Below are 23,476 nucleotides of genomic sequence, written 5' to 3' on the forward strand. Positions count from 1 at the left end.
GGGTCAGCGTCCGGTGACCACGAGGACTCCGCCGCGCCGCACGAACGACTCCGGCAGCCACGGCTGCTCCACCCGCCGGCCGTTCCACCGCACGCCGTCGACGTGGGTCAGCGCCGACCGCGGCGCCAGGACCGTGATCCCGCGACCGGCGATGCGGGCCTTCGCGAACATCGGGTTGGTCACGTGCAGCTCCGCGCTGCTGGGCGTGCGCGGGTACAGGCCGAGCGCGGCGAAGACGTACCAGGCGGACATGGTGCCGAGGTCGTCGTTGCCGGGCAGGCCGGCCGGGCCGGTGCGGTAGACCAGCGACGCCAGGGCGCGCACGGTCTCCTGCGCCTTGTCGGGGCGGCCGAACTCGCTGTAGAGCCACGGGGTGTGGATGCCGGGCTCGTTGGTCGGGTCGTAGCGCGCCGGGTCGCCGCCGGTGGCCCACGAGCCGTCGGCGCGGTGGAAGAACGCGTCGAGGCGGGTCACCGCGGCGTCGTCACCGCCCATCGCGGCGGCCAGACCGGCGGCGTCGTGCGGGACCATCCACGTGTAGGTGGCGCTGGACCCCTGCGCGAACCCGAGGTCGGAGGACGGGCTGAACGGCGTCACCCACGACCCGTCGGCGCGGCGGGCCTGCTGGTACCCGGTGGCCGGGTTGAAGGTGTTGCGCCACCAGCCCGCGCGGGCGCGCAGCTCGGCGGACGGGCGGCCGAGGCGGTCGGCGAGGTCCGCGAGCGCCTGGTCGGCGACCGCGTCCTCCAGGGTCTCGGCGGCACCGCCCCAGCAGTGGCAGGTGTCCTGCGGGGCGTAGCCGAGGCGCAGGTGCTCGGCGAGGTTGGGGCGCTGGCCCTCGCACTGGCCGGGACAGCCCTTGTCGGACAGGCCGTCCGGGTGCGGGACGGTGGCCTGGCGCAGCAACGAGTCGAACGCGCCGCGGACGTCGAAGTTCTTGGCCCCCATGGCGTGCATGCCGGCGACAGCGGGCGCGGACGGGTCGCCGGTCATCACGTGGGTGGGGCCGTTGACGTGCACCCAGCGGTCCCACACCCCGCCGTTCTGCCGTGCCAGGTTCAGCAGGGACTGGGCGTAGTCACCGGCGACGCGCGGTTCGAGCAGCGCCAGCAGCTGGGTGTGGGCGCGGTACTGGTCCCAGCCGGAGAAGTTGCCGTACTGGACCCGCTGGCCGGGTGCCAGGCGGTGCACGAGGCGGTCGCTGCCGAGGTAGGTGCCGTCGACGTCGCTGGCCACGTTCGGCTGCAGGAAGGCGTGGTAGAGCGCGGTGTAGAAGACCGTGCGCCGGTCAGCGGTGCCGCCGTCGACCTCCACGGCGCGCAGCTGCCTCGCCCACTCGCGCCGGGCGTCCCCGGCCACCGACTCGACGGTGTCCCGCTTCGAGATCTCGGCCTTCAGGTTGCGCTGTGCGGCTTCGAGGCTGGTGTAGGAGATGCCGACGCGCATGCGCACCTTGGTGTCCGCGAAGGACACGTAGCCGCCGGAACCCCTGCCGGCACGGGCGTTGCCGGTCAGGTAGCCCTCGCCGCCGGTCGCGGTGGTGGCACCGGGCTTGAGCGAAGCGTCGACCCACGTGCCGAAACCGCTGAACGCCTGGTCGAAGGAGGCGGTGAAGTACAGGCGGTAGTAGGACCTCTGGTTGTTCGTGCCGCCGTTCGCCCGCCGGCCGCAGAAGGCGCCGGTCAGCACGGAACCGGAGACCGTCCGCGCGGCCGGGTCGATGGTGACCTCGGCGTCCTCGCTGCCGTTCAACGAATTCGAGACGCGGAACAGCAGCGATGCCGGCTGGTCGGCGGGGAAGCCGAACTCGCCGATGCCCGCGCGGGTCGTCACGGAGAGGTCGGCGCTCGCACCGGACTTGAGCCCCACCCGGTACCGGCCGGGTTCGGCGACCTCGTCGGCGTGGGAGAAGTCGCTCGCGAAGACCTGGTCCCCGGTGTCCGCGGTCGGTGACGTGGTGATGGCGCCGACGTGCGGCATGATCGGCACGTCCCCCGCCGCGCCGGGGTGGCAGCCGGCGCCGTTGACGTGTGTCAGGCTGAACCCGCGCACCCGCGTGGCGTCGTAGGCGTACCCGTTGGCGGCACCGGTGTTCGTCTGGTCGCCACGGGTCGACGTCGGGCTCCAGGAGATCATCCCGAACGGCCGCACCGCGCCCGGATAGGTGTTGCCACCACCCGCCGAGCCGATCAGCGGGTCGACGGAGGACGTGTCGTCCCGCACCGCCGCGCTCGCGGGAGCCGCCAGCGCGGCGGTGAGGACAGCGACCAGGGTGATCGAGAGCGCTCTCACGCGCCGGAACGTACCCGGTCGCGACAACGCTGTCAGTAAACGCAGGGTGGCCGGTACCCGTCCACCTTCAGCCCCTTGAACGTCAGGTCGTTGGGCGTCTTGCCGACGAAGACCAGGCCGCGGGCGTCGTCGAGCGCGTCCGCCAAGGGGTAGTTCGGCGCACCGAGCTCCGCCAAGGTCGTCCACTTGTCAGGCGCGAAGCTGAAGAACCGCGAGACGACCTTGCCGCGGGTCGACGGGATCTTGGTGACCCACTTGGCCCCGCCGCTCCAGTCGGACGCGGGCCGCAGCTGGACGTACAGGTCGTCGGTGGCGCTGTAGGTCATCAGGAACCCGCGCGAGCGCGACAGGTCCGCCTCTGCCTCGAACCGGTTCCCGAGCCAGAGCACCATGACGTGCCACTCGGGGTTGAGGAACTTGATCTTCGCCGCGTACCGGTGCCGCCCGTCGGGGACGAGGGTGCTGCCGGTCGCGGGCTCGGTGGTGCCCTCACCGCTGGCCAGCCACTGCTGGTAGCGGTCGATGGACGGGGTGGCGCACTCGTGGCGGGCCGGAGCGGCCGCCGCCGCCACTCCGGAGCCGAGCGAGACCGCCACCAGCACGGACGCGATCACTGTTTTCAGGCGCATGCAGCCAACCTAATGGTTCAGACCACTGCGCGGTCGAGCTGAGACGGGTTCCGGTACCGATGGATCAGTGGAGCCGGAGCAGCGCCTGGATCGGGAGGTGGTCGGACGGGTACTGGGTGCCCTCGGCGTAGGTGTTGATCGCGGCGGCCTCGGTGGTGGCGCCGCGGGTCATGATCCAGTCGATCCGCGGGCCGTCCGGCACCAGCGGCGCGTAGCCGTGGAACGTGCCGTACGCGGGCGTGAGGCGGGAGCCGTTCCAGGTGTCCTCCAGGCCGAGGACGCGGTAGGCCTTCGACCCCGGCACGTCGTTGAAGTCGCCGGTGAGCACGACCGGCAGCGTCTGGGCGTTGAGGCGGTCGCGGATGGCCTCGGCGCTGCGCAGCCGCGCGAGCTCCGACTCGTGGTCGAAGTGGGTGTTCACGAAGACGAACTGGGCACCGGTGTGCTTGTCGGCGAAGCGGACCCACGTGACGATCCGGACCACGTTGTTGCCCCACGTCCGCGAGCCGATCACGTTCGGGGTGTCGGAGAGCCAGTGGTGGTCGAACGCGAGCGGGTCGAGCCGCGCGGTGTCGAAGAAGACGGCGACGAACTCGTCGTGGCTGCCGCCCGCGCGGCCGACGCCGATCCAGTCGTAGCGGTCCGGCAGGTCGGTCGCGACGTCCTTGACCTGTCCGTACAGGCCTTCTTGAGTGCCCAGGACGGTGGGTTGCTCCGCGTTGAGCAGCCGGGCCACCACCGGTCGTCTCGTGGCCCAGGAGTTCGGCTCCACGTTCGAGGCGAAGCGCAGGTTGAACGACATCACGTGCAGTCGGTCGTGGGGAGCCGGTCCGATCACCATTCGATCGAGCATAGGCCCGCCCGCGCCGGTGCGCGGGCGGGCCCGTTCCGTGCTATGCGGGCGCATAACCGGTGGGGCGGCTGGTGAACGTGCCGCGGCCCTGCGTCCGGCTGCGCAACCTCGTCACGTAGCCGAACATCTCCGCCAGCGGCACGCTCGCCGTCACCACCGCCACGTCCGCCCTGGTGGTGGAGCCGAGGATGCGGCCACGCCGGGCCGCCAGGTCGCCGAACACGCCGCCGGCGAACTCCTCCGGCACGGTGACCGTGACCTCGGTCACCGGTTCGAGCCTGGTCATGACGCCCTGGCGCAGCGCGTCGCGGAGCCCGAGGCGGCCCGCCGTCCGGAAGGCCATCTCACTGGAGTCCTTGACGTGCGTGGAGCCGTCGGTGAGCGTCACCCGCACACCGGCCACCGGGAACCCGAGCGGGCCCTCGGCGAGCGCGTCGCGGCAGCCCTGTTCGACCGCCCTGACGAACTCCTGCGGCACCCGCCCGCCGGTGACCGCCGAGCGGAACTCGAAGGCGTCGGCCGGTTCGGTGTCGATCACCACGTGGGCGAACTGCCCCGCACCTCCGTCCTGCTTCACGTGCCGGTAGACGAATCCGGACACACCCCGTTCGACCGTCTCGCGGTAGGCGACCCTCGGCCGTCCCGTCACGACCTCGACGCGGTGGGTCTGGCGCACCTTCTCCACCGCCACCTCCAGGTGCAGCTCACCGAGGCCGGCGAGCAGCAGCTGATCGGTCTCCCGGTCGGTCGTGACCTTCAGCGACGGGTCCTCCTCTGTGAGGTGGGCCAGCGCCTGGACCAGCCGTTCGGTGTCGGCGGCGGACCTGGCCTCCACCGCCACCGAGACGACCGGGTCCTGCGTGACCGGTTCTTCGAGCAGCAGCGGGGCGTCGGGCGCGCACAGGGTCGCCCCGGTGCGCGTGTTCTTCAGCCCCACCACGGCCACGATGTCACCGGCCGTCGCGGTGTCGACCGGCGTGTGCCGGTCGGCCTGGACCCGCAGGATCCGCGCGACGCGTTCCGTTCGGCCGTTCACGAGCACCGTGTCTCCCTTGTGGAGGGTGCCCGAGTAGACGCGCACGGAGGTCACCCGGCCCGTCGCGGTCGAGTTCACCTTGAACGCCAGCGCGGCGAACGGTTCCTCCGGATCCGCCCGTCGTCGTTGCCCGTCCACGCTCTCGATCGGCCGTACGTCCACAGGGGACGGCAGGTACGCCACGACCGCGTCCAGCAACGGTTCGACGCCGCGGTTGCGGTACGCGCTGCCGCACAGAACGACTGTCGCCTTGTTCGCGTGCGTGAGGTCGCGCAAGGCGTTCCTGAGCGTGTCGTCGGTGAGCTCGTCCTTCGCGCAGAACTCCTCCAGCGCACCGGGGTGCAGCTCGGCGACCGCTTCCTCCAGCCTTCTCCTGCGGGCGTGTGCTTCTTGCGGCACAGTGGTTTCCGCGCATTCGTCGGTCCAGACGTACGCGCGCATCGCGACCAGGTCGACGACCCCGCGGAAGCCGTCCTCCCGGCCGATGGGCAGCTGGACGACCAGCGGCGTGGTGCGCAGCCGGGTCCTGATCGACTCGACGGCCCGGTCGAGGTCGGCGCCGGCCCGGTCGAGCTTGTTGACGAACGCGATCCGCGGCACGCCGTACCGGTCGGCCTGCCGCCACACCGACTCGCTCTGCGGCTCGACCCCGGCCACCCCGTCGAACGCCACGACCGCGCCGTCGAGCACGCGCAGCGCCCGTTCGACCTCGTCGGCGAAGTCGACGTGGCCCGGCGTGTCGATGAGGTTGATGCGGTGGTCGTCCCACGTGCAGCTCACGGCGGCGGCGAAGATCGTGATGCCGCGGTCGCGCTCCTGCGGGTCGAAGTCGGTGACGGTCGTGCCGTCGTGGACCTCGCCGCGCCGGTGGGTGGTGCCGGTGACGAAGAGGACGCGTTCGGTGAGGGTGGTCTTGCCGGCGTCGACGTGGGCGAGGATGCCGATGTTGCGGATGGCGCGCATGGCGCGGTGCCTTTCGGGTGGTCTCTGGTGGTGCGGTCGGCGCGATGCGGCCGACGAGACCCGGACGGCACGACAGGTCACGTGCCGGGAGAAGAGGGGTCTTCGCGGACTACCGGTGCCCGGCGCGCAGCGGGCAGCCGGGGTGCGAGGACACGAGGATCACGTCGAAGCGGGGAGCGGTGCGGACGCGCACGGCCGTACTCCCCTCGCTCGGTGATGGTGATCAGAAGTCTACGAGGCGCGTTGCGGACGTGGAACCGGATTATTGCGATCACGGGCTCGGCGTCGTACGGTCTGCACTAAGTTCAAGCTTTGAACGAAAGGGTGGATCATGAGCGCGCCCACTCCGGCGGACAAGTTCTCCTTCGGCCTGTGGACCATCGGCTGGCCGGGTCGTGACCCGTTCGGCGAGGCCACGCGACCCGCACTGGACGTGGTCGAGGCCGTGCACAAGCTGGCCGAGCTCGGCGCGTGGGGCATGTCGTTCCACGACGACGACCTCTTCGACTCCTCCAACCGCGACCAGCAGGTCGGCCGGTTGAAGGGGGCGCTGGAGGAGACCGGGCTGACCATCCCGATGGTCACCACGAACCTGTTCACCCACCCGGTGTTCAAGGACGGCGGTTTCACCAGCAACGACCGGGGCGTGCGCCGGTACGCGCTGCACAAGGTGCTGCGCAACGTCGAGCTCGCGGCCGAGCTCGGTGCGAAGACGTACGTGCTGTGGGGCGGCCGCGAGGGCTCCGAGTACGACACCGCGAAGGACGTGCGGGCGGCACTGGACCGCTACCGCGAGGGCCTGAACCTGCTCACGCAGTTCGTCACCGACCGCGGTTACGACATCAAGTTCGCCATCGAGCCCAAGCCGAACGAGCCGCGGGGCGACATCCTGCTGCCCACGATCGGTCACGCGCTAGCGTTCATCACCTCGCTGGACAAGCCGGAGCTGGTCGGCCTCAACCCCGAGGTCGGGCACGAGCAGATGGCGGGCCTCAACTTCGTGCACGGCATCGCGCAGGCGTTGTGGCACGGCAAGCTGTTCCACATCGACCTCAACGGTCAGCGCAGCATCAAGTACGACCAGGACCTGGTGTTCGGCCACGGCGACCTGATGAACGCGTTCGCGCTGGTCGACCTGCTGGAGACGGCGGGCTACGAGGGGCCGCGGCACTTCGACTACAAGCCGTCGCGCACCGAGGACTTCACCGGCGTGTGGGAGTCGGTCAAGGCGAACATGCGGACGTACCTGCTGCTCAAGGAGCGTGCGGCGGCGTTCAGGGCCGACCCCGAGGTGCAGGAGGCGCTGGCCACCGCCGGTGTGCCGGAGCTGAGCCAGCCGACGCTGAACGACGGCGAGGGCTACGACGAGCTGCTGGCCGAGTCGTTCGACCCGGACAAGGCCGCCGAGCGCGGGTTCGGGTTCGTTCGCCTCAACCAGCTGGCCCTCGAGCACCTCATGGGAGCGCGCTGACATGACGCTCGTGGCGGGGGTCGACTCGTCTACGCAGTCGTGCAAGGTCGTCATCAGGGACGCGGACACCGGCGAGCTCGTGCGCGAGGGCCGGGCCGCGCACCCCGACGGCACGTCGGTGCACCCGTCGCACTGGTGGCGGGCGTACGAGGAGGCCGCCGCCCAGGCGGGCGGGCTCGACGACGTGGCCGCGCTCAGCGTCGCGGGGCAGCAGCACGGCATGGTGTGCCTCGACGACGACGGCGAGGTCGTGCGGGACGCCCTGCTGTGGAACGACACCAGGTCCGCGGCAGCCGCCGCGGACCTGACCGCCGAGCTCGGCGCGGACGTGTGGGCGGCGCGGATCGGCCTGGTGCCGGTCGCGTCGTTCACGATCACCAAGCTGCGCTGGCTGCAGCAGCACGAACCGGAGAACGCCAAGCGCACCGCCGCCGTCTGCCTGCCGCACGACTGGCTGACGTGGCGGCTGCGCGGCACCGGCGACCTCGCCGACCTGGTGACGGACCGCTCGGACGCCTCCGGCACCGGCTACTTCGACTCGGTGGCCGACGAGTACGTCCCGAGCCTGCTCGAACGCGGCCTCGGCCGCGCCGACGTGCAGCTCCCCCGCGTGCTCGGCCCTGCCGAGTCGGTCACCGCGGGCCACCTGCGCCTCGGTCCCGGCGCCGGCGACAACGCGGCGGCGATGCTGGGCGTCTCGTCGGGCACCGACGTCGTGGTGTCCCTGGGCACCTCCGGCGTGGTGACCGCGACGAGCGAGGTCCGCGCGACGGACCCGTCCGGCATCGTGGCGGGCTTCGCCGACGCCACCGGCCGCTACCTGCCACTCGCGTGCACCCTGAACGCCGCCCGCGTGCTGGACGCGACCGCCCGCATGCTGGGCGTGGACCTCGACCGGCTGAGCACGCTCGCCCTGTCGGCCCCGGCCGGCGCGGAGGGCGTGGTGCTGGTGCCGTACCTGGAGGGCGAACGCACCCCGAACCTCCCGGACGCGACCGGCGCCCTGCACGGCCTGACCCTGTCGAACGCCACCCCGGCGAACATCGCCAGGGCCGCCGTCGAGGGCATGCTGTGCGGCCTGGCCGTCGGCCTCGACGCACTCGCCGCCCAGGGCGCCGACGTGACCGGCGTGCAACTGGTCGGCGGCGCGGCTGCCTCACCCGCGGTCCGCCGGATCGCGCCGACCGTGTTCGGCGTGCCGGTGACCGTGCCGTCGCCCGGCGAGTACGTGGCCGACGGTGCGGCCCGGCAAGCCGCGTGGGTGCTCGCCGGTGGTGCGCAGCCGCCCGTGTGGTCGCGCGGGGCGGCGGAGGTGTTCGAGGCCGCCGCTGTTGCGGAGGTCCGGGCCCGGTATGGCGAGGCGGCGCAGAAGTACCTGAGCCGGTGATGGTGTGACCGGGGGCTTGGGAGTGGGCTTGGGCGGCGTGCGCGCGGTGGGAGTCGTGCGCACGCCGGCCGGGTTGTGTGTGGGGTGCGGTGTGGGCGCATGTGCCACCACCACGCGACTCGCCGCTCCCCCGCCCACCCGCGTCGGCCCACCAACCGGCATCCACGCGCACCCCTCCGCCCCCGCGCGGCGATACTGATGGCGATGACCACCGTCGACCACCTGCGGCAGGTACGCCTCGGCAACCTGCGCACAGTCCTGCTCGCCCTGGTCGACAAACCCGGCTCGCGCGCCGAACTGGCCGCCCGCACCGGTCTCACCAAGGCGACCCTGTCGAACCTGACCGAACCGTTGCTGGCCAACGGTGTCCTGGTCGAGGAGCCCGCGACCCTGACCGGGGTCGGACGGCCGTCGAAGCCGCTCCGGTTCCACCCGGAGGGGCCGGTCTCGATCGGCGTGGAGGTCAACGTCGAGCACCTCGCCGTCGAGGTGCTGGGGCTCGACGGCGAGACCGTGCACCGGCACCGGGTGCCCGCCGACAACCGGCACGCCACCGCCGAGCAGGTGCTCGCCCGCGTCGCCGACCTCGTCGAGAGTGCGAAGACCACGAGAACCGTCCTCGGTGTCGGGCTCGCGGTGCCCGGCGTGGTCCACAACGGAACGGTCGTCCGTGCGCCGAACCTGCCGCACCTCGTCGGCCACGACCTCACCGCGCACCTGACCGCGCGGCTCGGGCTGGACGTCGAGCTCGACAACGAGGCCAACCTCGCCGCCCTCGCCCACCTGTGGCCGAAGCACCTGGCGGGCGAGGACTTCGTGCACGTCTCGGCGGACGTCGGCATCGGCGCTGGGGTGGTGCTCGGCGGCGAGGTGTACCGCGGGGTGAGCGGGTTCGCCGGCGAGCTCGGGCACGTGGTCATCGAGCGCGATGGTGTGCAGTGCACGTGTGGCAGCCGTGGGTGCGTGGAACGGTATGCGGGGCTTGACGTCATGCTGCGGGATGCGGGACGCAAGCACCTCGACGAGCTCACGGAAGCCCTGAAGACCGATGAACGCGCACGGCACGCCGTCAGCGAGGCCGGACGGGCGCTCGGAGTGGGGCTGGCGACGTTGATGAACCTCTTCGACGTGCCGACCGTCGTGCTCGGCGGCAGCTATGCCGTCCTGCACGACCACTTGAGCGCCGCGATCCGGTCCGAAATGGACAACCGGGTGCTGGCGGGCGGTGAGCGGCACACGCGGCTGGTCGCGTCGCCGCTCGGCGAGTTCGCGGTCGTGCGGGGTGCGGCGGGGCTCATCACCCGGCGGACGGTCCAGCAGCCCGAGCGCCTCTACGCCTGAGCACGGCGGTGACCACCGCGGCCAGGCCCACGACCAGTGACACGTAGCCGCCGACGATGCCGTGGCCGGTGCCGGGACCGCCCTTCGCGAACGCCACCACCAGCACCCCGGCCACCGCGCCGGCGGTACCCGCGGTGAGAGCGGCCACCGCGAACCGGCGGCCGGCGAACGCGAGCACCAGCCCGGCCAGGCCGAGTGCTGCGCCGATAAGCGACCACGTGCGGCCCGCCGTCATCCCGTACGTGTCGGCGATCTGTGCGAGAACCACGACTTTCCCCTTTCAACGGATGGCCCCAGCGTGGCCGTGCAGACCGTCCGCGTCGTCGTGCGCGCACAGACACCCGTCTACTGCGTCCGCGGTAGCCGGAAGGTCCTCCCCGTGCAGGATCTACCAGCGTGAACATCCGGTTAGGGTGCACGCATGAGCAGGCGGTGGACGGACTGGGCGATCGCGGCCGGGGTGGCGGCGAGCCTCGTGGTCGCCGGTGCCTCCCGGCCGGTCACGACGCTCGAACCGCTCGGTTTCGCACTGCTGGCGGCGAGCGGACTGGCGTTGGTCGCGCGGCGCAGCCACCCGCGTGCCGTCCTCGCCGCCACCGGGCTCACCGCGCTCGGCTACCAGGCCGCCGGGTTCGACGTGCCGGTGATCGCGTTCCTGTTCGCCGTCTACGCCGCGATGCGCGCCGGTCACCACGTCGTCACGGTCGCCGGGTCGGTGCTGATGCTGGCCGCGCTGCCGCTCGCCGTCGTGCTGTCGCCGCGCGGGCTGACCACCGCCGAGGCGTTCACGCAGAGCCGGGACGTGCTCCAGATCGCCTGGCTCGTCGCGGCCGCGGCGGCGGGAGAAGCGTTGCGGCAGGCGGAGAGGAGGGCGGACGAGGCCGAGCGCACCCGTGAGGAGACCGCGCTGCGCCGGGCGAACGAGGAACGCCTCCACATCGCCCGCGAGCTGCACGACTCGCTCACCCACCAGATCTCGGTGATCAAGCTGCAGGCCGAGGTCGCCGTCCACCTCGCGCGGAAGCGGCGGGAGGACGTTCCGGACGCGCTCATCGCCATCCGCGACGCCAGCCGCGAGGCGACCAGGGAGCTCCGCGCTACGCTGGAGGCCCTGCGCGACGACACCGAGTACCACGGCCTGGGCGACGTGCCCGACCTCGTCGACCGCGCGCGGACCACCGGCCTCGACGCCCGGCTCACGATCGAGGGCGACCGCGCGGACCTCCCCGCGGCCGTCGACCGGACCGCGTACCGGATCGTGCAGGAGTCGCTCACCAACATCGCGCGGCACGCGCGGGCCGCGTCCGCCAGCGTCCACATCGACCACCGCGAGGACGCGCTCGTCATCCGGGTCGACGACGACGGCACCGCCACCCCGAACGGCACTCCCGGTGTCGGCCTGCGGGGGATGCGCGAACGGGTCACCGCGCTCGGCGGGCACCTGGACGCCGCGCCGCGCACCGGGGGCGGCTTCCGCGTCCACGCCGAGCTGCCGGTGGCACAGCCGTGATCCGGGTGCTGCTGGCCGACGACCAGCCGTTGATCCGCAGCGGGTTCCGCGCGCTGCTGCAGGCCGAGGACGACATCGCGGTCGTGGCGGAGGCGGCGAACGGCGCCGAGTGCGTCGAGCAGGCCCGTGCCCACCTGCCGGACATCGCGCTCGTCGACGTCCAGATGCCCGAGGTCGACGGCATCGAGGCCACCCGCCGGATCGCCGCCGACCCGGCGCTGGCGGGCGTGCACGTCGTCATCCTCACCAACTACGGCCTGGACGAGTACGTGTTCGAGGCGCTGCGGGCGGGCGCGGCCGGGTTCCTCGTCAAGGACGTGCACCCGGAGGACTTCCTGCACTCGGTGCGGGTGGCGGCCCGCGGCGACGCCCTGCTCGCGCCGTCGATCACCCGCAGGCTCATCGACCGGTACGTGAGCCAGCCGCAGCTCAACCGGCACGGCCTGAGCGAGCTGACCAACCGCGAACAGGAGGCCGTCGTGCTCGTGGCCCAGGGCCTGTCGAACGACGAGGTCGCCGCCCGCATGGTGATCAGCCCGCTCACCGCCAAGACCCACGTCAACCGCGCCATGACCAAGCTGCACGCCCGCGACCGCGCCCAGCTCGTGGTCCTCGCCTACGAGTCGGGCCTCGTCACGCCGCAGCGCCCGTGACGCGGACCCTGCTCGCCGACTTCAGCCCGTTGCCACAACGGGTGCCGCTCGCCGTTGCAGGGCAAGCGGTTGCGCGTGGAGACGCGGCAGGGCAGATGACGACGCTGTGGGTGAGGGCGGCCGCCGCGGAGGCGGCACCGGAGGCGGGCGCCGGTCAGGCGATGCCCGCCGCGATCAGCTTCGACCAGATCTCGCCCTGGTCCACCACCTCGACGCCGAGCTTCTCCGCCTTGGTCAGCTTGCTCGCGCCGACGTCCGCGCCCGTGATGAGCATGTCCGTGGTCGCCGAGACCGAGGAGGCGGCGGTGGCGCCGGCTTTCTCGCACATGCGCTGGAAGGTGGGGCGGGCGACCTTCTCGCCGGAGCGGGGGTCGCTGATGGAGCCGGTGATGACGATGGACTTGCCTTCGAGCGGGGCGCCGGCGGCGACCACGGGTGGGAGGTCCTCGTCGCGGACGTCGAGGTTCACGCCGCGGGCGCGCAGGCGTTCGATCTCGGGGCGCAGGCGGGTGAGGTGGTGGTTGAGGGACTCGGCGACCTTCGCGCCGATGTCGTCGACGGCGACCAGGGCCTCGACGCCCGCGTCGGCCACCTCTTCGAGGGAGCCGAAGCCGGCGCGGCACAGGCGGGCGGCGGTGCCCTCGGAGGCCATCGGGATGGCGAGGCCGATGAGGGCGCGGCGCAGGCCGACGGCGCGGCTGCGGTCGATCGACTCGATCATGCGGGTCGCGGAGACCTCGCCGACGCGGTCGAACTCCAGCAGGCGTTCCTTGGTGAGGGTGTAGAAGTCGGACGGGTTCACCAGGTCGCCGGTCTCGGCGAGGCGTTCGATCCACACCTGGCCGATGGCGTCGATGTCCGCCGCCGCGCGGGAGGACCAGTGGATGAGGCGGCGCACGGTCTGCGCGGGGCAGGCGGCGTTGGTGCAGAACAGTTCCCGGCTGTTGCCCTGCTCGGTCAGCGGCTGCGCGCACGAGGGGCACTCGGTCGGGGGCACGATCTCGCGCTCCTCGCCGGTGCGCTTCGAGGCGTCGAGCACGCCCGCCACGAACGGGATCACGTCGCCGGCGCGGCGGATCAGGACCGTGTCACCGATCTTGATGTTGCGGGCGCGGATGACCTCCTGGTTGGCCAGGGTCGCGCGGGTCACGGTCGTGCCGCCCACGAACACCGGCTCCAGCCACGCGACGGGGGCGATCTTGCCGGTCTTGCCGACGTCCCACACCACGTCGGCGAGCACCGTCGTCTTCTCCTCGGCGGCGAACTTGTAGGCGATCGCGCCGCGCGGTGAGCTGGACCGGGTGCCGGCGGCGGCGAACGCGTCGCGGTCGGCCAGGCGCAGCACGGCGCCGTCGAGGTCGTAGTCGAGGGAGTTGCGCTGCTCCTCGATCGAAGCGATGACCTCCTGCGCCTCCGCCGCGGTGCCGCAGTGCCGCATCTCGGCAACGCTGAAGCCGAGCTTGCGCAGACCGGCGTCCAGGTCGGAGTCCGCGCTCTCCGGCTCGGTCGTCAGGTCGAACGCGAAGAACTGCATGCGCCGGCCCTCGACCGCCTTGGGGTCCTTGGCGCGCAACGTGCCCGCCGCCGCGTTGCGCGGGTTGATCAGCGGCTTGTCCGGGTTCTTCCTGTTGTAAGCGTCGAAGGTGGACCGCAGCATCACGCACTCGCCGCGCACCTCGACCCGCCCCGGCGCGTCCACCCGGTCGGGCACGCCGTCGGTCAGCGCGCGCGTCAGGTACGTGACGTCGTCGCCCGTCGTGCCGTCGCCCCGCGTGACCGCGCGCGCCAGCCTGCCGTTCTCGTACACCAGCGCCAGCGACAGCCCGTCGAGCTTCGGCATCACCACCACCTGCTGGCCGGGGAACCGCCCGAAGAACGCCTCGACCTGCTCGGGCCGGTTCGCCTTCTCCAGCGACAGCATCGGCCGCGAGTGCCGCACCGGGGCGTGCAGCACGGTGGGCGCCCCCACCGAGTCGAGCGGGTTGTCCTCCGGCGTCAGCTCGGGGTGCTCGGTGAGCAGCGCCCGGAACTCGTCCTCCAGTGCGTCGTACTCGGCGTCGGCCACCAGCGGCGCGCCCTGGTAGTACGCGTCGCGCAGCTCGAAGAGGCGGGCGGCGAGCTCCTGAATCCGGTCCCCAGCGTTCATGGGCCAGACGTTACTCGGGGGGACCGACAACATCGGCTCGTTCCTGGTGGAGGCCCGCTTGAGTCCTCGTCAAGCCCGCTCCCGCGGCCACCCGATCCACATGCGACTCCGGATACTGGTTCGCGTGCCGGCGCCACGTGCTCAGCGGTGTCCACTCCGGACCTCCGTGAACGCCCGCAGGAACCTGTCGTCGGCGAACAGCCCGTGCGTGAGCATCTCCAGGCCCGTCACCGCCGAGGGTCGTGGCCGCGACGCCGTCCGCACCGAACGTGTTCGGTCTTGCCAAGATCAATTGATTCGGCGAACTCCCCGGAAAAGTGGACAAATGCTGGCCAGGCGATCACGGACTTGCTCGTGCCGCTACGCTTTCCGCTTTCCCCAGGGCGTTCAGGAGCGGAACGGATGCGGGCCCACGAAAACCGGAGACGAGACGGTCTCGAATCCGACGTGCGCAACGACTTCACCGGGCTCGCGACCGGTCCGGTCGTGCAGGTCGGGCACATTGGTGGAAACGTCAACATCCATTCCCGCAGACGCCGCTACGACCTGCGCCCGTTCACCAGCCCCATCCCACCGGACCCCGCTGAGCTGCGCAGACAGCCCAGCCAACTGCTGCTCGCCGGCAACCAGGTCGTGCCCTTCACCGGCCGGGAGAACGAGCTCGCCCGGCTCGACGAGTGGCGGCGCGGCGAGGGCCGGATCAGCGCGATGCTCGTGCACGGTCCGGGCGGCCAGGGCAAGACCAGACTGGCCACGGAATTCGCGGCGGAATCGATGTGGGCGGGCTACTCGGTGCTGGTCGCGCACCACGGCGGCGATTCTTCGGAGGCCTTCGCCGAACAGCTCACGGTCACCGAGCCGAACACGGGAATTCTCGTCATAGTGGACTACGCGGAAAGGTGGCCGCGTGCCGATCTGCTGGCGTTGTTCGAGGACCGGCTGATCCACCACGCCGGTCCCACCAGGGTGCTGCTGCTCGCCCGCTCGGGCGCGCGGTGGTGGGACCTGCTGCGCTACCCGCTGCTCAAGCGCGGTGTGGCGGCCGAGTCGGAACGGCTGACCGACCTCGCCGCCGACGTGGACGCGCGGCAGGCGGTGTTCGACTCCGCGCGGGACAGCTTCAGCACCGTGCTGGGCACGGACGCGCGGGACGCGACGCCCGCGGGGTCGTTGGCCGACCCCGCCTACCAGTCCGTGCTGACGATCCTCATGGCTGCGCTCGCCGCCGTGGACGCGTGCGACCGCAACCGGGTGCCGCCCGGTCACCCCGGCGCGCTCGCCTGCTACCTGCTCGACCGGGAGACCGACCACTGGGCCGGGATGCGGGCCGGTGGCAGCGTCGGGGCGAGCACGGACGTGCTGGGGCGGGTGGTGTTCCTCGCGACGCTGACCGGCCCGATGTCCTACCGCGAGGGCTGCCTGGCGTTGCGGGTCACCGGGCTCGCGCGGTCGCGGGAGGAGGCCGACCGGCTGCTCGACGACCACCAGGCCTGCTACCCGCCCGCCGACGACGGCACCGTGCTGGCCCCGCTCGCGCCCGACCGGTTGGGCGAGGACCTCGTCGCACGGGGCCTGAAGACCGATCCGCGCTGCCGGGACATGGTGCGCGCGCTGCTGACGACGGGCGCGCTCAGCCAGGTGATCACGGTCCTCGCCGAGACGGGCAAGCGGTGGCCGCACGTCGGCGAGCACCTCGACGCGGTGGTGCGCGAGGACCCGTGCCGCGTGATCGCCGCGGGTGGCAGCGCGTTGATGGCGGTCGTCGACACAGCGGGGACGGACCTGCTGGCCGCGATCGAGCCGCAGCTGCCGGAACGGCACGTGGACCTGGACTTCCCCGCGGCCCGGCTGACCCAGCGGCTGACCGAGCACCGGCTGGAGCAGACCCACCACCCCGCCGAACGCGCACGGCTGCTGACGGTGCTCGCCCGCAGGCTGGCCAACGCGGGCGCGTTCGACGAGGCGGTGAAGGCGAGCGAGCCCGCGGTGCAGATCTACGAGGGCCTGGCGCAGCGGCAGCCGGACAGGTACCCGCTCGTGCTGGCCGAGGCGCTGCACCACCTGGGCACGCACCTGTCCGGCGCGGGGCTCGGCCAGCGGGCGCTGGACGCCACGGCCCGCGCGGTGGAGCTGCGCCAGCGGCTCACACCGGCGTCGGCGGAGCTCGCGTCGTCGTTGAACAACCTCGCGATGGACCTGTCGGCGCTGGGCCTGCGCGGTCAGGCGCTCGGCGCGACCCGCACGTGCGTGGCGATCCTGCGCCGCCTGCGCCAGCCGCAGGAACCGCTGCTCGCGGTGGCGCTGAACAACCTCGGCATGCACCTCGCGGGCGTGGGCCGACGGCACGAGGCGCTGGAGGCGGCCCGGCACTCGGTCGACCTGCACCGCAGGCTCGCCGCGGTCAACCCGGCCGTGTTCGACCCGGACCTCGCGGGCGCGCTGCACAACTTCGGCCTGCACTGCTCCCACCTCGGCGGCTGGGAGGAGGCGCTGCGGGCCACCGAGCAGGCCGTCGCGATCCGCCGCCGGCTGGCGATCACGAACCCGGCGCTGTTCGAGCCCGGTCTCGCGCTGTCGTTGCGGGAGCTGGCCGCGATCTGCCTGGAGCTGGGCCGCGCGGCCGAAGGGCGGGAGTGGAGCGCGCAGGCCGTCGACCTGCACCGCACGCTCGCGACCGTGAACCCGGCGGTCTACGACGCCGAGCTGGCCACGTCCCTGCACAACCACGGCGTGCACCTGGCCCGCGCCGGTGAGCAGGTCGGCGCGCTGGCCGCCACCCGCAAGGCCGTGGTGATCAGGTCGAGCGTGTTCGAGGTCCACCTGCACGCCCACGAGCTGCGCCTCAACTCCGTGCTGACGCAGCTCGGCATCGCGCTGCCCGGCACCCCGCGCGCGTCGTCCGACAGCGACCTGCAACGGCGGGTGGACGAGATCTTCAACTTCCCGCGCCCCGGTTTCATGCAGTCCACCGACAACCTCGCGGCCCGCTCGGCCATCGCCCACCGCCTCACCGCCGCCGTGTGCGCCGTGCACCCGCGCTGGTCGGACCACCTCACCCCGTCCGCCGCCGCGCTGGTGACGATGGAGGCCCTGCTCGCCCGGTCGCTGGGCAACCTCAGCGCCCGCCACGCCGACCTCGGCAAGCAGGCGGAGGCCCTCACCGCGGCCGAACAGGCCGCCGACTCCTACCAGCGCCTGGCCGACCTCGACCACGCCCACCGCGCCGACTTCGCGACGTGCCTGGCCTCGCTCGGCACCCGCCTCGCCGAGTACGGCCGCCGCGACCAGGCCCTCAAGGCAACCCGCTGGGCCGTGGCCGGCATCGGCACCGGCCGCACCCCCCAGGTCGCCGCGGCACTGCACGCCTTCGCCTGGGTCCGCATGCACTCCAGCCTCGAACTGGACGACGCCGTCCGCGCCGCCGAGGCCGCCGTCCGCATCTACCGCGACCTCGGCCGGACCTCACCGGCGGTGGCGGCTGACCTGCGGTGCGCGCTCAAGACCTGTTCGGCGCTGCTGAGCCAGGTCGGGCGGGGCCGGGAGTCGCTGACGATCGCACGGGAGCTGCGCGCGCCGGGCGGTGAGGAGGCGCCGGCGACGGTGCGGTTGACGGCGCTGGAACGGCGTCCTGCTCTGACCTGATGCCCGCCCTCAGCGCGGGTCAGCGCGCACTCGTCCGCTTGAAGAGAGCGGCGACCTCTTCGGTCATCCAGTAGTGGGCGGTCTTGCCACCGGGATACCCCCAACACCACACCAACGCGCGGCCGAGCTGGTAGCAGCGCTTGCCTGCCGTGCCGAGGACGCCCGCCACACTGCTCTTGCCCTTGGGCAGGTCGAGCAGTCGGCTCAGCTCGTCACCGCTGAACTTCCTCCCCGGCTCTGTCATCAACTCCGAGAAGAGGGCTTTGGCGCTGTCGTTCAGCGTCTCCCACAGCTGCTCCGCAGCGGCACCGTCGGCACGGCTCCACGCGAGCCGGTCTTCAGGCACGGACCGCTCCTCTTCCTGGTCGGGTCGAGGCCCGACCGGCCACGCACGAGTCGCCACGAAAGATCATCGACGATTCGCCCCGCGTGTTACAGCACCTGCGCCGCGGCATCACGAACGGCAACCGCCCCGGTGCTAGTCCCGAGGACCGCGCAACGTCAGCACCACCCGCAGCACGTGCTCCACAGCAGCCGGGAACACCGCCCCGCGCAGCTCGTCGCGGTGGGCCAGGGTCTGGCCGGCGAACTCCACCATCCGGTCGGGTCCCACGCGGCGGACCACGAGCGCGGCGACCTCCTCCAGGTCGAGGCCGGGGTGGTCGAGGCGGGTCAGGGCGAACTCGACGACCAGCTCGTCATCGGTCACGGCGCCTCCTCCCACCGCGGTCCAGCCTAGTGGAGAACCGGTGGGCGAACCTGACGAGCAGGCGTCGCGAACGCGCGCTGGACCGACGGCTCGGCCAGGCCCCAGGCTGGGCACCATGATGTGGTTCACGCGGCCGGGTGCCCGGCAGTGGCGGTGTGCACCGGCGCCGCGCGAGGTGCGCGCCTTCCACGCGGGGCTGCCGGGTTACGCGCCGACGCCGCTCGTCGAGCTGCCGGACCTCGCGGCGGAGCTCGGGGTCGGGCGGTTGCTGGTGAAGGACGAGTCGGACCGGCTGGGGCTGCCCGCGTTCAAGGCGCTCGGGGCGTCGTGGGCCGTGCACCGCCTCCTCGAACGGGTCACCGCGCCGGTCACGCTCGTCGCCGCCACCGAGGGCAACCACGGGCGGGCGGTGGCGCGGATGGCTCGGCTGCGGGGGCGGGCGGCGCACGTGTTCGTGCCGGAGGCCGTGCACCCGCAGGTGGTGCAGGCGATCGCCGGCGAGGGTGCGCGGGTCACGGTCGTGCGCGGGTCGTACGGCGACGCGGTCCGTGCGGCCGCGGAGGCGGACGGGGTTCTGGTGCAGGACGTGGGGTGGCCCGGTTACGAGGAGGTGCCGGGGTGGGTCGTCGAGGGGTACGCCACGCTGTGCGCCGAGGTCGACGAGCAGCTCGGGCGGGCACCGGACCTGGTCGTGGTGCCGGTCGGGGTGGGGTCGCTCGCGCAGGCCGTGATCACGCACTACCGCAGCACGACGGCCGCGCCCTGCGTCCTCGCCGTGGAACCGGAGACCGCCGCGTGCGTCACGGCCAGCCTCATCGCCGGCGAACCGGTCACCATCGGCACGAGCGACACCATCATGGCCGGGCTGAACTGCGGGACGCCGTCGACCACCGCGTGGCCGTTCCTGCGCAACGGACTGGACGCCGCCGTCACCGTCTCCGACGCCGAATGCACCAAGGCAGCAGCGGATCTGCACGCGCGCAACGTCCACTCCGGACCGTGTGGTGCCGCCCCGCTCGCCGGGCTGCGGGCGGCACCACACGGGGACCTCGGGCTCGACTCCACGTCCGTCGTCGTCCTGCTCGGCACCGAGGGCACGAGCGCCAACCCGCGAGGAGCGACCGGCTGACGGCGATGATCATCCGGTTCTGCGGCTGAGCGGCGCCCGCTACCTTGCTCGGTACGCGAGGGCAGGGGGATTCGGGGATGCCACGCAGGGAACGACCGCTCGACGCGGGCGACGGCGCGGTGCTCGCGTTCGCGCGCGAGCTGAGGGCGTTGCGGGAGCGGGCGGGGAGCCCGACCTACCGCGAGCTGAGTGCGCGCACGCACTACTCGGAGGCGGCGTTGTCGCAGGCCGCGGCCGGGCGCAAGCTGCCGACGCTGCAGGTCGCGCTGGCATACGTGCGGGCGTGCGGCGGTGACGAGGACGAGTGGCGGCAGCGCTGGCAGGAGACGTCCGCAGGCCAGCGGCCCGCCGACGTCGACGACCGGAGCGCGCCGTACGCGGGGCTCGCGGCCTTCCAGGCGGAGGACGCCGACCGGTTCTTCGGCCGCGACCGGCTCGTCGAGCAGCTGGTCGAACGCACGGAGGAGCAGCGCGTCGTCGTGGTCGTCGGGGCGTCCGGTGCGGGCAAGTCGTCGCTGCTGCGGGCCGGGCTGCTGCCGCGCCTGGGCAACGCCGTGCTGTTCACGCCCGGTGCGCAGCCGCTGGAGGAGTACCGAGCACACGCACGTGAGAACGCCGTCCTGGTGGTCGACCAGTTCGAGGAGGTCTTCACCCTCTGCGCCGACCGCGAGACCCGGCGCCGGTTCGTCGAGAAGATCACCGCTCACCGGGTCGTGCTGGGGGTGCGCGCCGACTTCTACGGCCACTGTGCCGACTTCCCGGTGCTGGTCGAGGCGATGGGGTCCGGCCAGGTCACCGTCGGGCCGATGAGCACCGACGAGCTGCGCGCCGCGATCGTCCAGCCCGCCCGCGGCGTCGGGTACGCCGTCGAGACCGCGCTGGTCGCCGAGCTGGTCGCGAACGGGACCGGCCACGCGGGCGCGCTGCCGCTGCTGTCGCACGCGCTGCTGGAGACGTGGCACCGCCGCAAGGGCAACACGCTGACGTTGCAGGGGTTCCAGGCCGCCGGCGGGTTCGAGGGCGCGCTGTCCAGGACGGCGGAGTCGGTGTTCGGCGAGCTGACCGGGGCACAGCGGGAGCGCGCGCGGTCGTTGTTCCTCCGGCTCACCGCGGTCGGCGACGGCACCGAGGACACCCGGCGCCGAATCGCCCGCGCCGAGCTGGACGACGAACCGGACACGCGGCTGGTGCTGGAGGCGTTCACCGCGCAGCGGCTGGTCACGGTGGACCACGACCGGGTGGAGCTCACCCACGAGGCGCTGATCCGCTGCTGGCCCCGGCTGCGCGAGTGGCTCACCGCCGACCGCGACGGCCTGCGCGCCCACCGCGACCTCACCGAGTCCGCCGGTGTCTGGGAGTCGCTCGACCGCGACCCCGGCGCGCTGGTGCGGGGTGCGCGGCTCGCGGCGTTCCGGTCGTGGCTCGACGAGCCGCCGCACCCGCTGACCGCCCGTGAACGCGACTTCCTCACCGCGAGCCTGGCCGCCGAGTCCGCGGAGCTCGCGAAGGCCCGCTCCGACCGGCGCCGGCTCGGCCTGCTCACCGCGCTGCTGTCGGTGCTGCTCGTGGCCACGGCCATCGGTGCCGTCACGGCGGTCGACGCGGGTTCCGAGGCCACCCGGCAACGCAACAACGCGCTTTCGCAGAAGGTCGCCCAGGACGTGCACCGCCTGCGCGGCACCGATCCCGCGCTCGCCGCCCAGCTCGCGCTGGCCGCGTTCCGCCTGTCCCCCACCGTCGAGGCGCGCAGCGCGTTGCTGGGCTCGTTCACCCCGTCCTACGCCACCCTGCTGACCGGCCACACCGACGCCGTCAACGCGGTCGCCCACAGCCCGGCGCGGCACCTGCTGGCCAGTGCGAGCCACGACCGCACGGTGCGGCTCACCGACATCGCCGACCCGCACCACCCCCGTGAGGTGCGCACGCTGACCGCCCACACCGACAACGTCCCGCACGTCGCGTTCAACTCCACGGGCAACGTGCTCGCCACGGCCGGTTGGGACCGCACGGCACGCTTGTGGGACACCAGCTCCGGCGCCGTTCTCGCGACGCTGACCGGTCACACCGGGCCGGTCAACGCCGTCGCGTTCAGCCGTGACGACCGCCTGCTCGCGACCGCCGGATCGGACAACTCCGTGCGGTTGTGGGACCTCACGGACCTCCGCTCACCCCGCGAGGTCGCCGTTCTCCCGCACCCGGCACCGGTGGTGGCGCTCGACCTGGGCGACCGGCACCTCGTGACGGGGTCGTGGGACGGCTCGGCGCTGCTCTGGGACCTCGGCACCCGCCGGGCACGGCCGTTGACCGGGCACACCGGCGCGGTCCAGGCGGTCGCGGTCAGCCGGGACGGCGCCCTGGTCGCCACGGCGGGCCAGGACCGGGTGGTCAGGGTCTGGCCGGTCGAGGGCGGCGAGCCGCGCGTGCTGACCGGGCACACGGACGCCGTGCGCGGGCTGGCCTTCGAGGGCTCCCGGCTGGTGAGCACCGGCGTCGACCGCACGGCCCGCGTCTGGGACCTCGACCACCCCGGTGACCCGCTGGTGCTGACCGGCCACACCGCCGCGGTCGTCGGCGCGGTGGTCGCGGGCGGCACGCTGGTGACCGCGAGCGACGACCACACCGTCCGGCTGTGGGACCTGCCGTTGCCGTTGAGCCACAACGACTCGGTGTACTCGGTGGCCTCCTCCGGCCCCCTCGTCGCCTCCGGCGGCTACGACCGCACGGTCCGGTTGCTGGCGGACGGCCGGACGGCCGCGGTGCTCACCGGACCGGCCGGCGCGGTGAACTCGGTGGCGTTCTCCGCCGACCGCCGCACCCTCTACGCCGCGAGCGCCGACCAGCGCGTGCACCGCTGGGACATCGGCGATCCCCGGCAGCCACAACCGCTGCCGCCGCTGACCGGGCACACCGACGCGGTGAACGCCATGGCCGTCAGCCCGGACGGCAAGGTGATCGCCACCGGCAGCACCGACCGCACGATCGTGCTGTGGGACACCGCCACCGGCACGTCCCTGGGCACCCTGACCGGGCACGCGGAGTCGGTGCAGGCACTGGCGTTCAGCCCGGACAGCCGCAGGCTCGCGAGCGGCGGCGGCGACTTCGGCGTGCGGATCTGGGACGTGGACACCCACCGGGTCACGACCCACCTGCCCGGCCAGGGGCACGTGGTGAAGTCGGTCGCGTTCAGCCCCGACGGCACCCGGATCGCCACCGGGACCACCGACTTCGCCGTCCGCGTCTGGGACGCGGCGACCGGCGCCCGCACGGCGGAGCTGACCGGGCACACCGACACCGTCCACGCCGTCGCGTTCTCCCCGGACGGCACGACGTTGGCCAGTGCGAGCGCCGACCACGACGTGCGGTTGTGGCGCCTGTCCGACCACACCCCGTTCGCGGTGCTCAGCGGGCACACCGAACGGGTGTACGGGCTGGCCCACCCGGACGCGCACACGGTGCTCAGCGCGAGCGGCGACCACACCGTCCGGACGTGGGAGGCCGACGAAGAGCATGCCGCGCAACGGGTCTGCGCCACCGCGTCACCACCGTTGTCACCGCAGGAGCACGACCGGCACTTCCCCGGCGTCGGGCACACCCCGCTCTGCGGATCGTGACCTTCCCCGAACGGGGTGCCGGCCGTGGCGGGAGGCCCGGTACGTCCCCCGTACCGCACGCTTCCCGCCGGACGAGGGCAGACTGGCGTCCGTGACCCAAGACG

At 72.8% G+C, this 23,476-nt stretch carries 16 protein-coding genes; 8 read left to right on the forward strand and 8 right to left on the reverse strand.

What is annotated here, in order from left to right:
* Nucleotides 1-3: 3 nt before the first annotated feature.
* From ACZ7CD_RS24985 to fusA, 4 genes are all read right to left on the reverse strand, one after another.
* Entirely contained in the window at nt 4-2,292 is a 2,289-nt protein-coding gene (locus tag ACZ7CD_RS24985; RefSeq protein ID WP_470379775.1) for a GH92 family glycosyl hydrolase, read from the reverse strand.
* Between the two features lie 32 nt (nt 2,293-2,324).
* Complete coding sequence (locus tag ACZ7CD_RS24990) at nt 2,325-2,921, reverse strand: hypothetical protein (RefSeq protein ID WP_470379776.1); 597 nt, start codon at nt 2,919-2,921, stop codon at nt 2,325-2,327.
* 64 nt (nt 2,922-2,985) lie between these two features.
* Nucleotides 2,986-3,762: an endonuclease/exonuclease/phosphatase family protein gene (locus ACZ7CD_RS24995; protein ID WP_360384543.1), complete on the reverse strand. Its 777-nt coding sequence runs from the start codon at nt 3,760-3,762 to the stop codon at nt 2,986-2,988.
* A 52-nt stretch (nt 3,763-3,814) separates the two neighbouring features.
* Nucleotides 3,815-5,773, reverse strand: coding sequence for an elongation factor G (gene fusA / locus ACZ7CD_RS25000; RefSeq protein WP_470379777.1), 1,959 nt, complete (start codon nt 5,771-5,773; stop codon nt 3,815-3,817).
* 331 nt (nt 5,774-6,104) lie between these two features.
* Between fusA and xylA the strand changes: the two genes are divergently transcribed.
* The 3 genes from xylA (at nt 6,105) to ACZ7CD_RS25015 (ending at nt 9,972) form a co-directional block, all read left to right on the forward strand.
* A complete protein-coding gene (gene xylA / locus ACZ7CD_RS25005; protein ID WP_360384547.1) occupies nt 6,105-7,244 on the forward strand; it encodes a xylose isomerase in 1,140 nt (379 codons plus the stop codon).
* 1 nt (nt 7,245) lies between these two features.
* On the forward strand, nt 7,246-8,631 hold the full coding sequence (locus ACZ7CD_RS25010) for a xylulokinase (protein WP_470379778.1): 1,386 nt from the start codon (nt 7,246-7,248) through the stop codon (nt 8,629-8,631).
* Between the two features lie 204 nt (nt 8,632-8,835).
* A complete protein-coding gene (locus ACZ7CD_RS25015; protein ID WP_360384551.1) occupies nt 8,836-9,972 on the forward strand; it encodes an ROK family protein in 1,137 nt (378 codons plus the stop codon).
* Here ACZ7CD_RS25015 and ACZ7CD_RS25020 read toward each other — a convergent pair.
* Nucleotides 9,929-10,240, reverse strand: coding sequence for a DUF6223 family protein (locus ACZ7CD_RS25020; RefSeq protein ID WP_470368953.1), 312 nt, complete (start codon nt 10,238-10,240; stop codon nt 9,929-9,931). The two genes, ACZ7CD_RS25015 and ACZ7CD_RS25020, sit on opposite strands and share 44 nt — an antisense overlap.
* Nucleotides 10,241-10,393: 153 nt before the next feature.
* On the opposite strand from ACZ7CD_RS25020, the gene ACZ7CD_RS25025 reads away from it, so the two are divergent.
* Nucleotides 10,394-11,482: a sensor histidine kinase gene (locus ACZ7CD_RS25025; RefSeq protein WP_470379779.1), complete on the forward strand. Its 1,089-nt coding sequence runs from the start codon at nt 10,394-10,396 to the stop codon at nt 11,480-11,482.
* A complete protein-coding gene (locus ACZ7CD_RS25030; RefSeq protein ID WP_360384557.1) occupies nt 11,479-12,135 on the forward strand; it encodes a response regulator transcription factor in 657 nt (218 codons plus the stop codon). Before ACZ7CD_RS25025 ends, ACZ7CD_RS25030 begins: the two co-directional genes overlap by 4 nt.
* Before the next feature lie 154 nt (nt 12,136-12,289).
* On the opposite strand, the gene ligA is transcribed toward ACZ7CD_RS25030, so the two are convergent.
* Nucleotides 12,290-14,281, reverse strand: coding sequence for an NAD-dependent DNA ligase LigA (gene ligA / locus ACZ7CD_RS25035; RefSeq protein ID WP_470379780.1), 1,992 nt, complete (start codon nt 14,279-14,281; stop codon nt 12,290-12,292).
* Between the two features lie 402 nt (nt 14,282-14,683).
* On the opposite strand from ligA, the gene ACZ7CD_RS25040 reads away from it, so the two are divergent.
* Nucleotides 14,684-17,923, forward strand: coding sequence for a tetratricopeptide repeat protein (locus ACZ7CD_RS25040; RefSeq protein WP_470379781.1), 3,240 nt, complete (start codon nt 14,684-14,686; stop codon nt 17,921-17,923).
* Nucleotides 17,924-17,942: 19 nt separating this feature from the next.
* Here ACZ7CD_RS25040 and ACZ7CD_RS25045 read toward each other — a convergent pair whose 3' ends face one another.
* Nucleotides 17,943-18,269 (reverse strand): DUF6416 domain-containing protein, encoded by a 327-nt coding sequence (locus ACZ7CD_RS25045; RefSeq protein WP_360384563.1) that lies wholly within the window; start codon nt 18,267-18,269, stop codon nt 17,943-17,945.
* A 132-nt stretch (nt 18,270-18,401) separates the two neighbouring features.
* On the reverse strand, nt 18,402-18,632 hold the full coding sequence (locus tag ACZ7CD_RS25050; RefSeq protein WP_360384565.1) for a hypothetical protein: 231 nt from the start codon (nt 18,630-18,632) through the stop codon (nt 18,402-18,404).
* A gap of 115 nt (nt 18,633-18,747) precedes the next feature.
* Here ACZ7CD_RS25050 and ACZ7CD_RS25055 point away from each other — a divergent pair, with 115 nt between their 5' ends.
* On the forward strand, nt 18,748-19,761 hold the full coding sequence (locus ACZ7CD_RS25055) for a pyridoxal-phosphate dependent enzyme (protein WP_470379782.1): 1,014 nt from the start codon (nt 18,748-18,750) through the stop codon (nt 19,759-19,761).
* Nucleotides 19,762-19,838: 77 nt separating this feature from the next.
* The gene (locus tag ACZ7CD_RS25060) at nt 19,839-23,372 is read left to right on the forward strand and encodes an nSTAND1 domain-containing NTPase (protein WP_470379783.1); all 3,534 of its coding nucleotides are present in this window, start codon (nt 19,839-19,841) and stop codon (nt 23,370-23,372) included.
* The last annotated feature ends 104 nt before the right edge of the window (nt 23,373-23,476 follow it).

It is taken from the genome of Lentzea sp. NPDC036949, from assembly GCF_055608075.1.

Coding starts and splice junctions, on each gene's coding strand:
- ACZ7CD_RS24990 (WP_470379776.1), bottom strand. CDS start 2,921: ATGCGCCTGAAAACAGTGATCGCGTCCGTGCTGGTGGCGGTCTCGCTC.
- ACZ7CD_RS24995 (WP_360384543.1), bottom strand. CDS start 3,762: ATGGTGATCGGACCGGCTCCCCACGACCGACTGCACGTGATGTCGTTC.
- fusA (WP_470379777.1), bottom strand. CDS start 5,773: ATGCGCGCCATCCGCAACATCGGCATCCTCGCCCACGTCGACGCCGGC.
- xylA (WP_360384547.1), top strand. CDS start 6,105: ATGAGCGCGCCCACTCCGGCGGACAAGTTCTCCTTCGGCCTGTGGACC.
- ACZ7CD_RS25010 (WP_470379778.1), top strand. CDS start 7,246: ATGACGCTCGTGGCGGGGGTCGACTCGTCTACGCAGTCGTGCAAGGTC.
- ACZ7CD_RS25015 (WP_360384551.1), top strand. CDS start 8,836: ATGACCACCGTCGACCACCTGCGGCAGGTACGCCTCGGCAACCTGCGC.
- ACZ7CD_RS25025 (WP_470379779.1), top strand. CDS start 10,394: ATGAGCAGGCGGTGGACGGACTGGGCGATCGCGGCCGGGGTGGCGGCG.
- ligA (WP_470379780.1), bottom strand. CDS start 14,281: ATGAACGCTGGGGACCGGATTCAGGAGCTCGCCGCCCGCCTCTTCGAG.
- ACZ7CD_RS25040 (WP_470379781.1), top strand. CDS start 14,684: ATGCGGGCCCACGAAAACCGGAGACGAGACGGTCTCGAATCCGACGTG.
- ACZ7CD_RS25055 (WP_470379782.1), top strand. CDS start 18,748: ATGATGTGGTTCACGCGGCCGGGTGCCCGGCAGTGGCGGTGTGCACCG.
- ACZ7CD_RS25060 (WP_470379783.1), top strand. CDS start 19,839: ATGCCACGCAGGGAACGACCGCTCGACGCGGGCGACGGCGCGGTGCTC.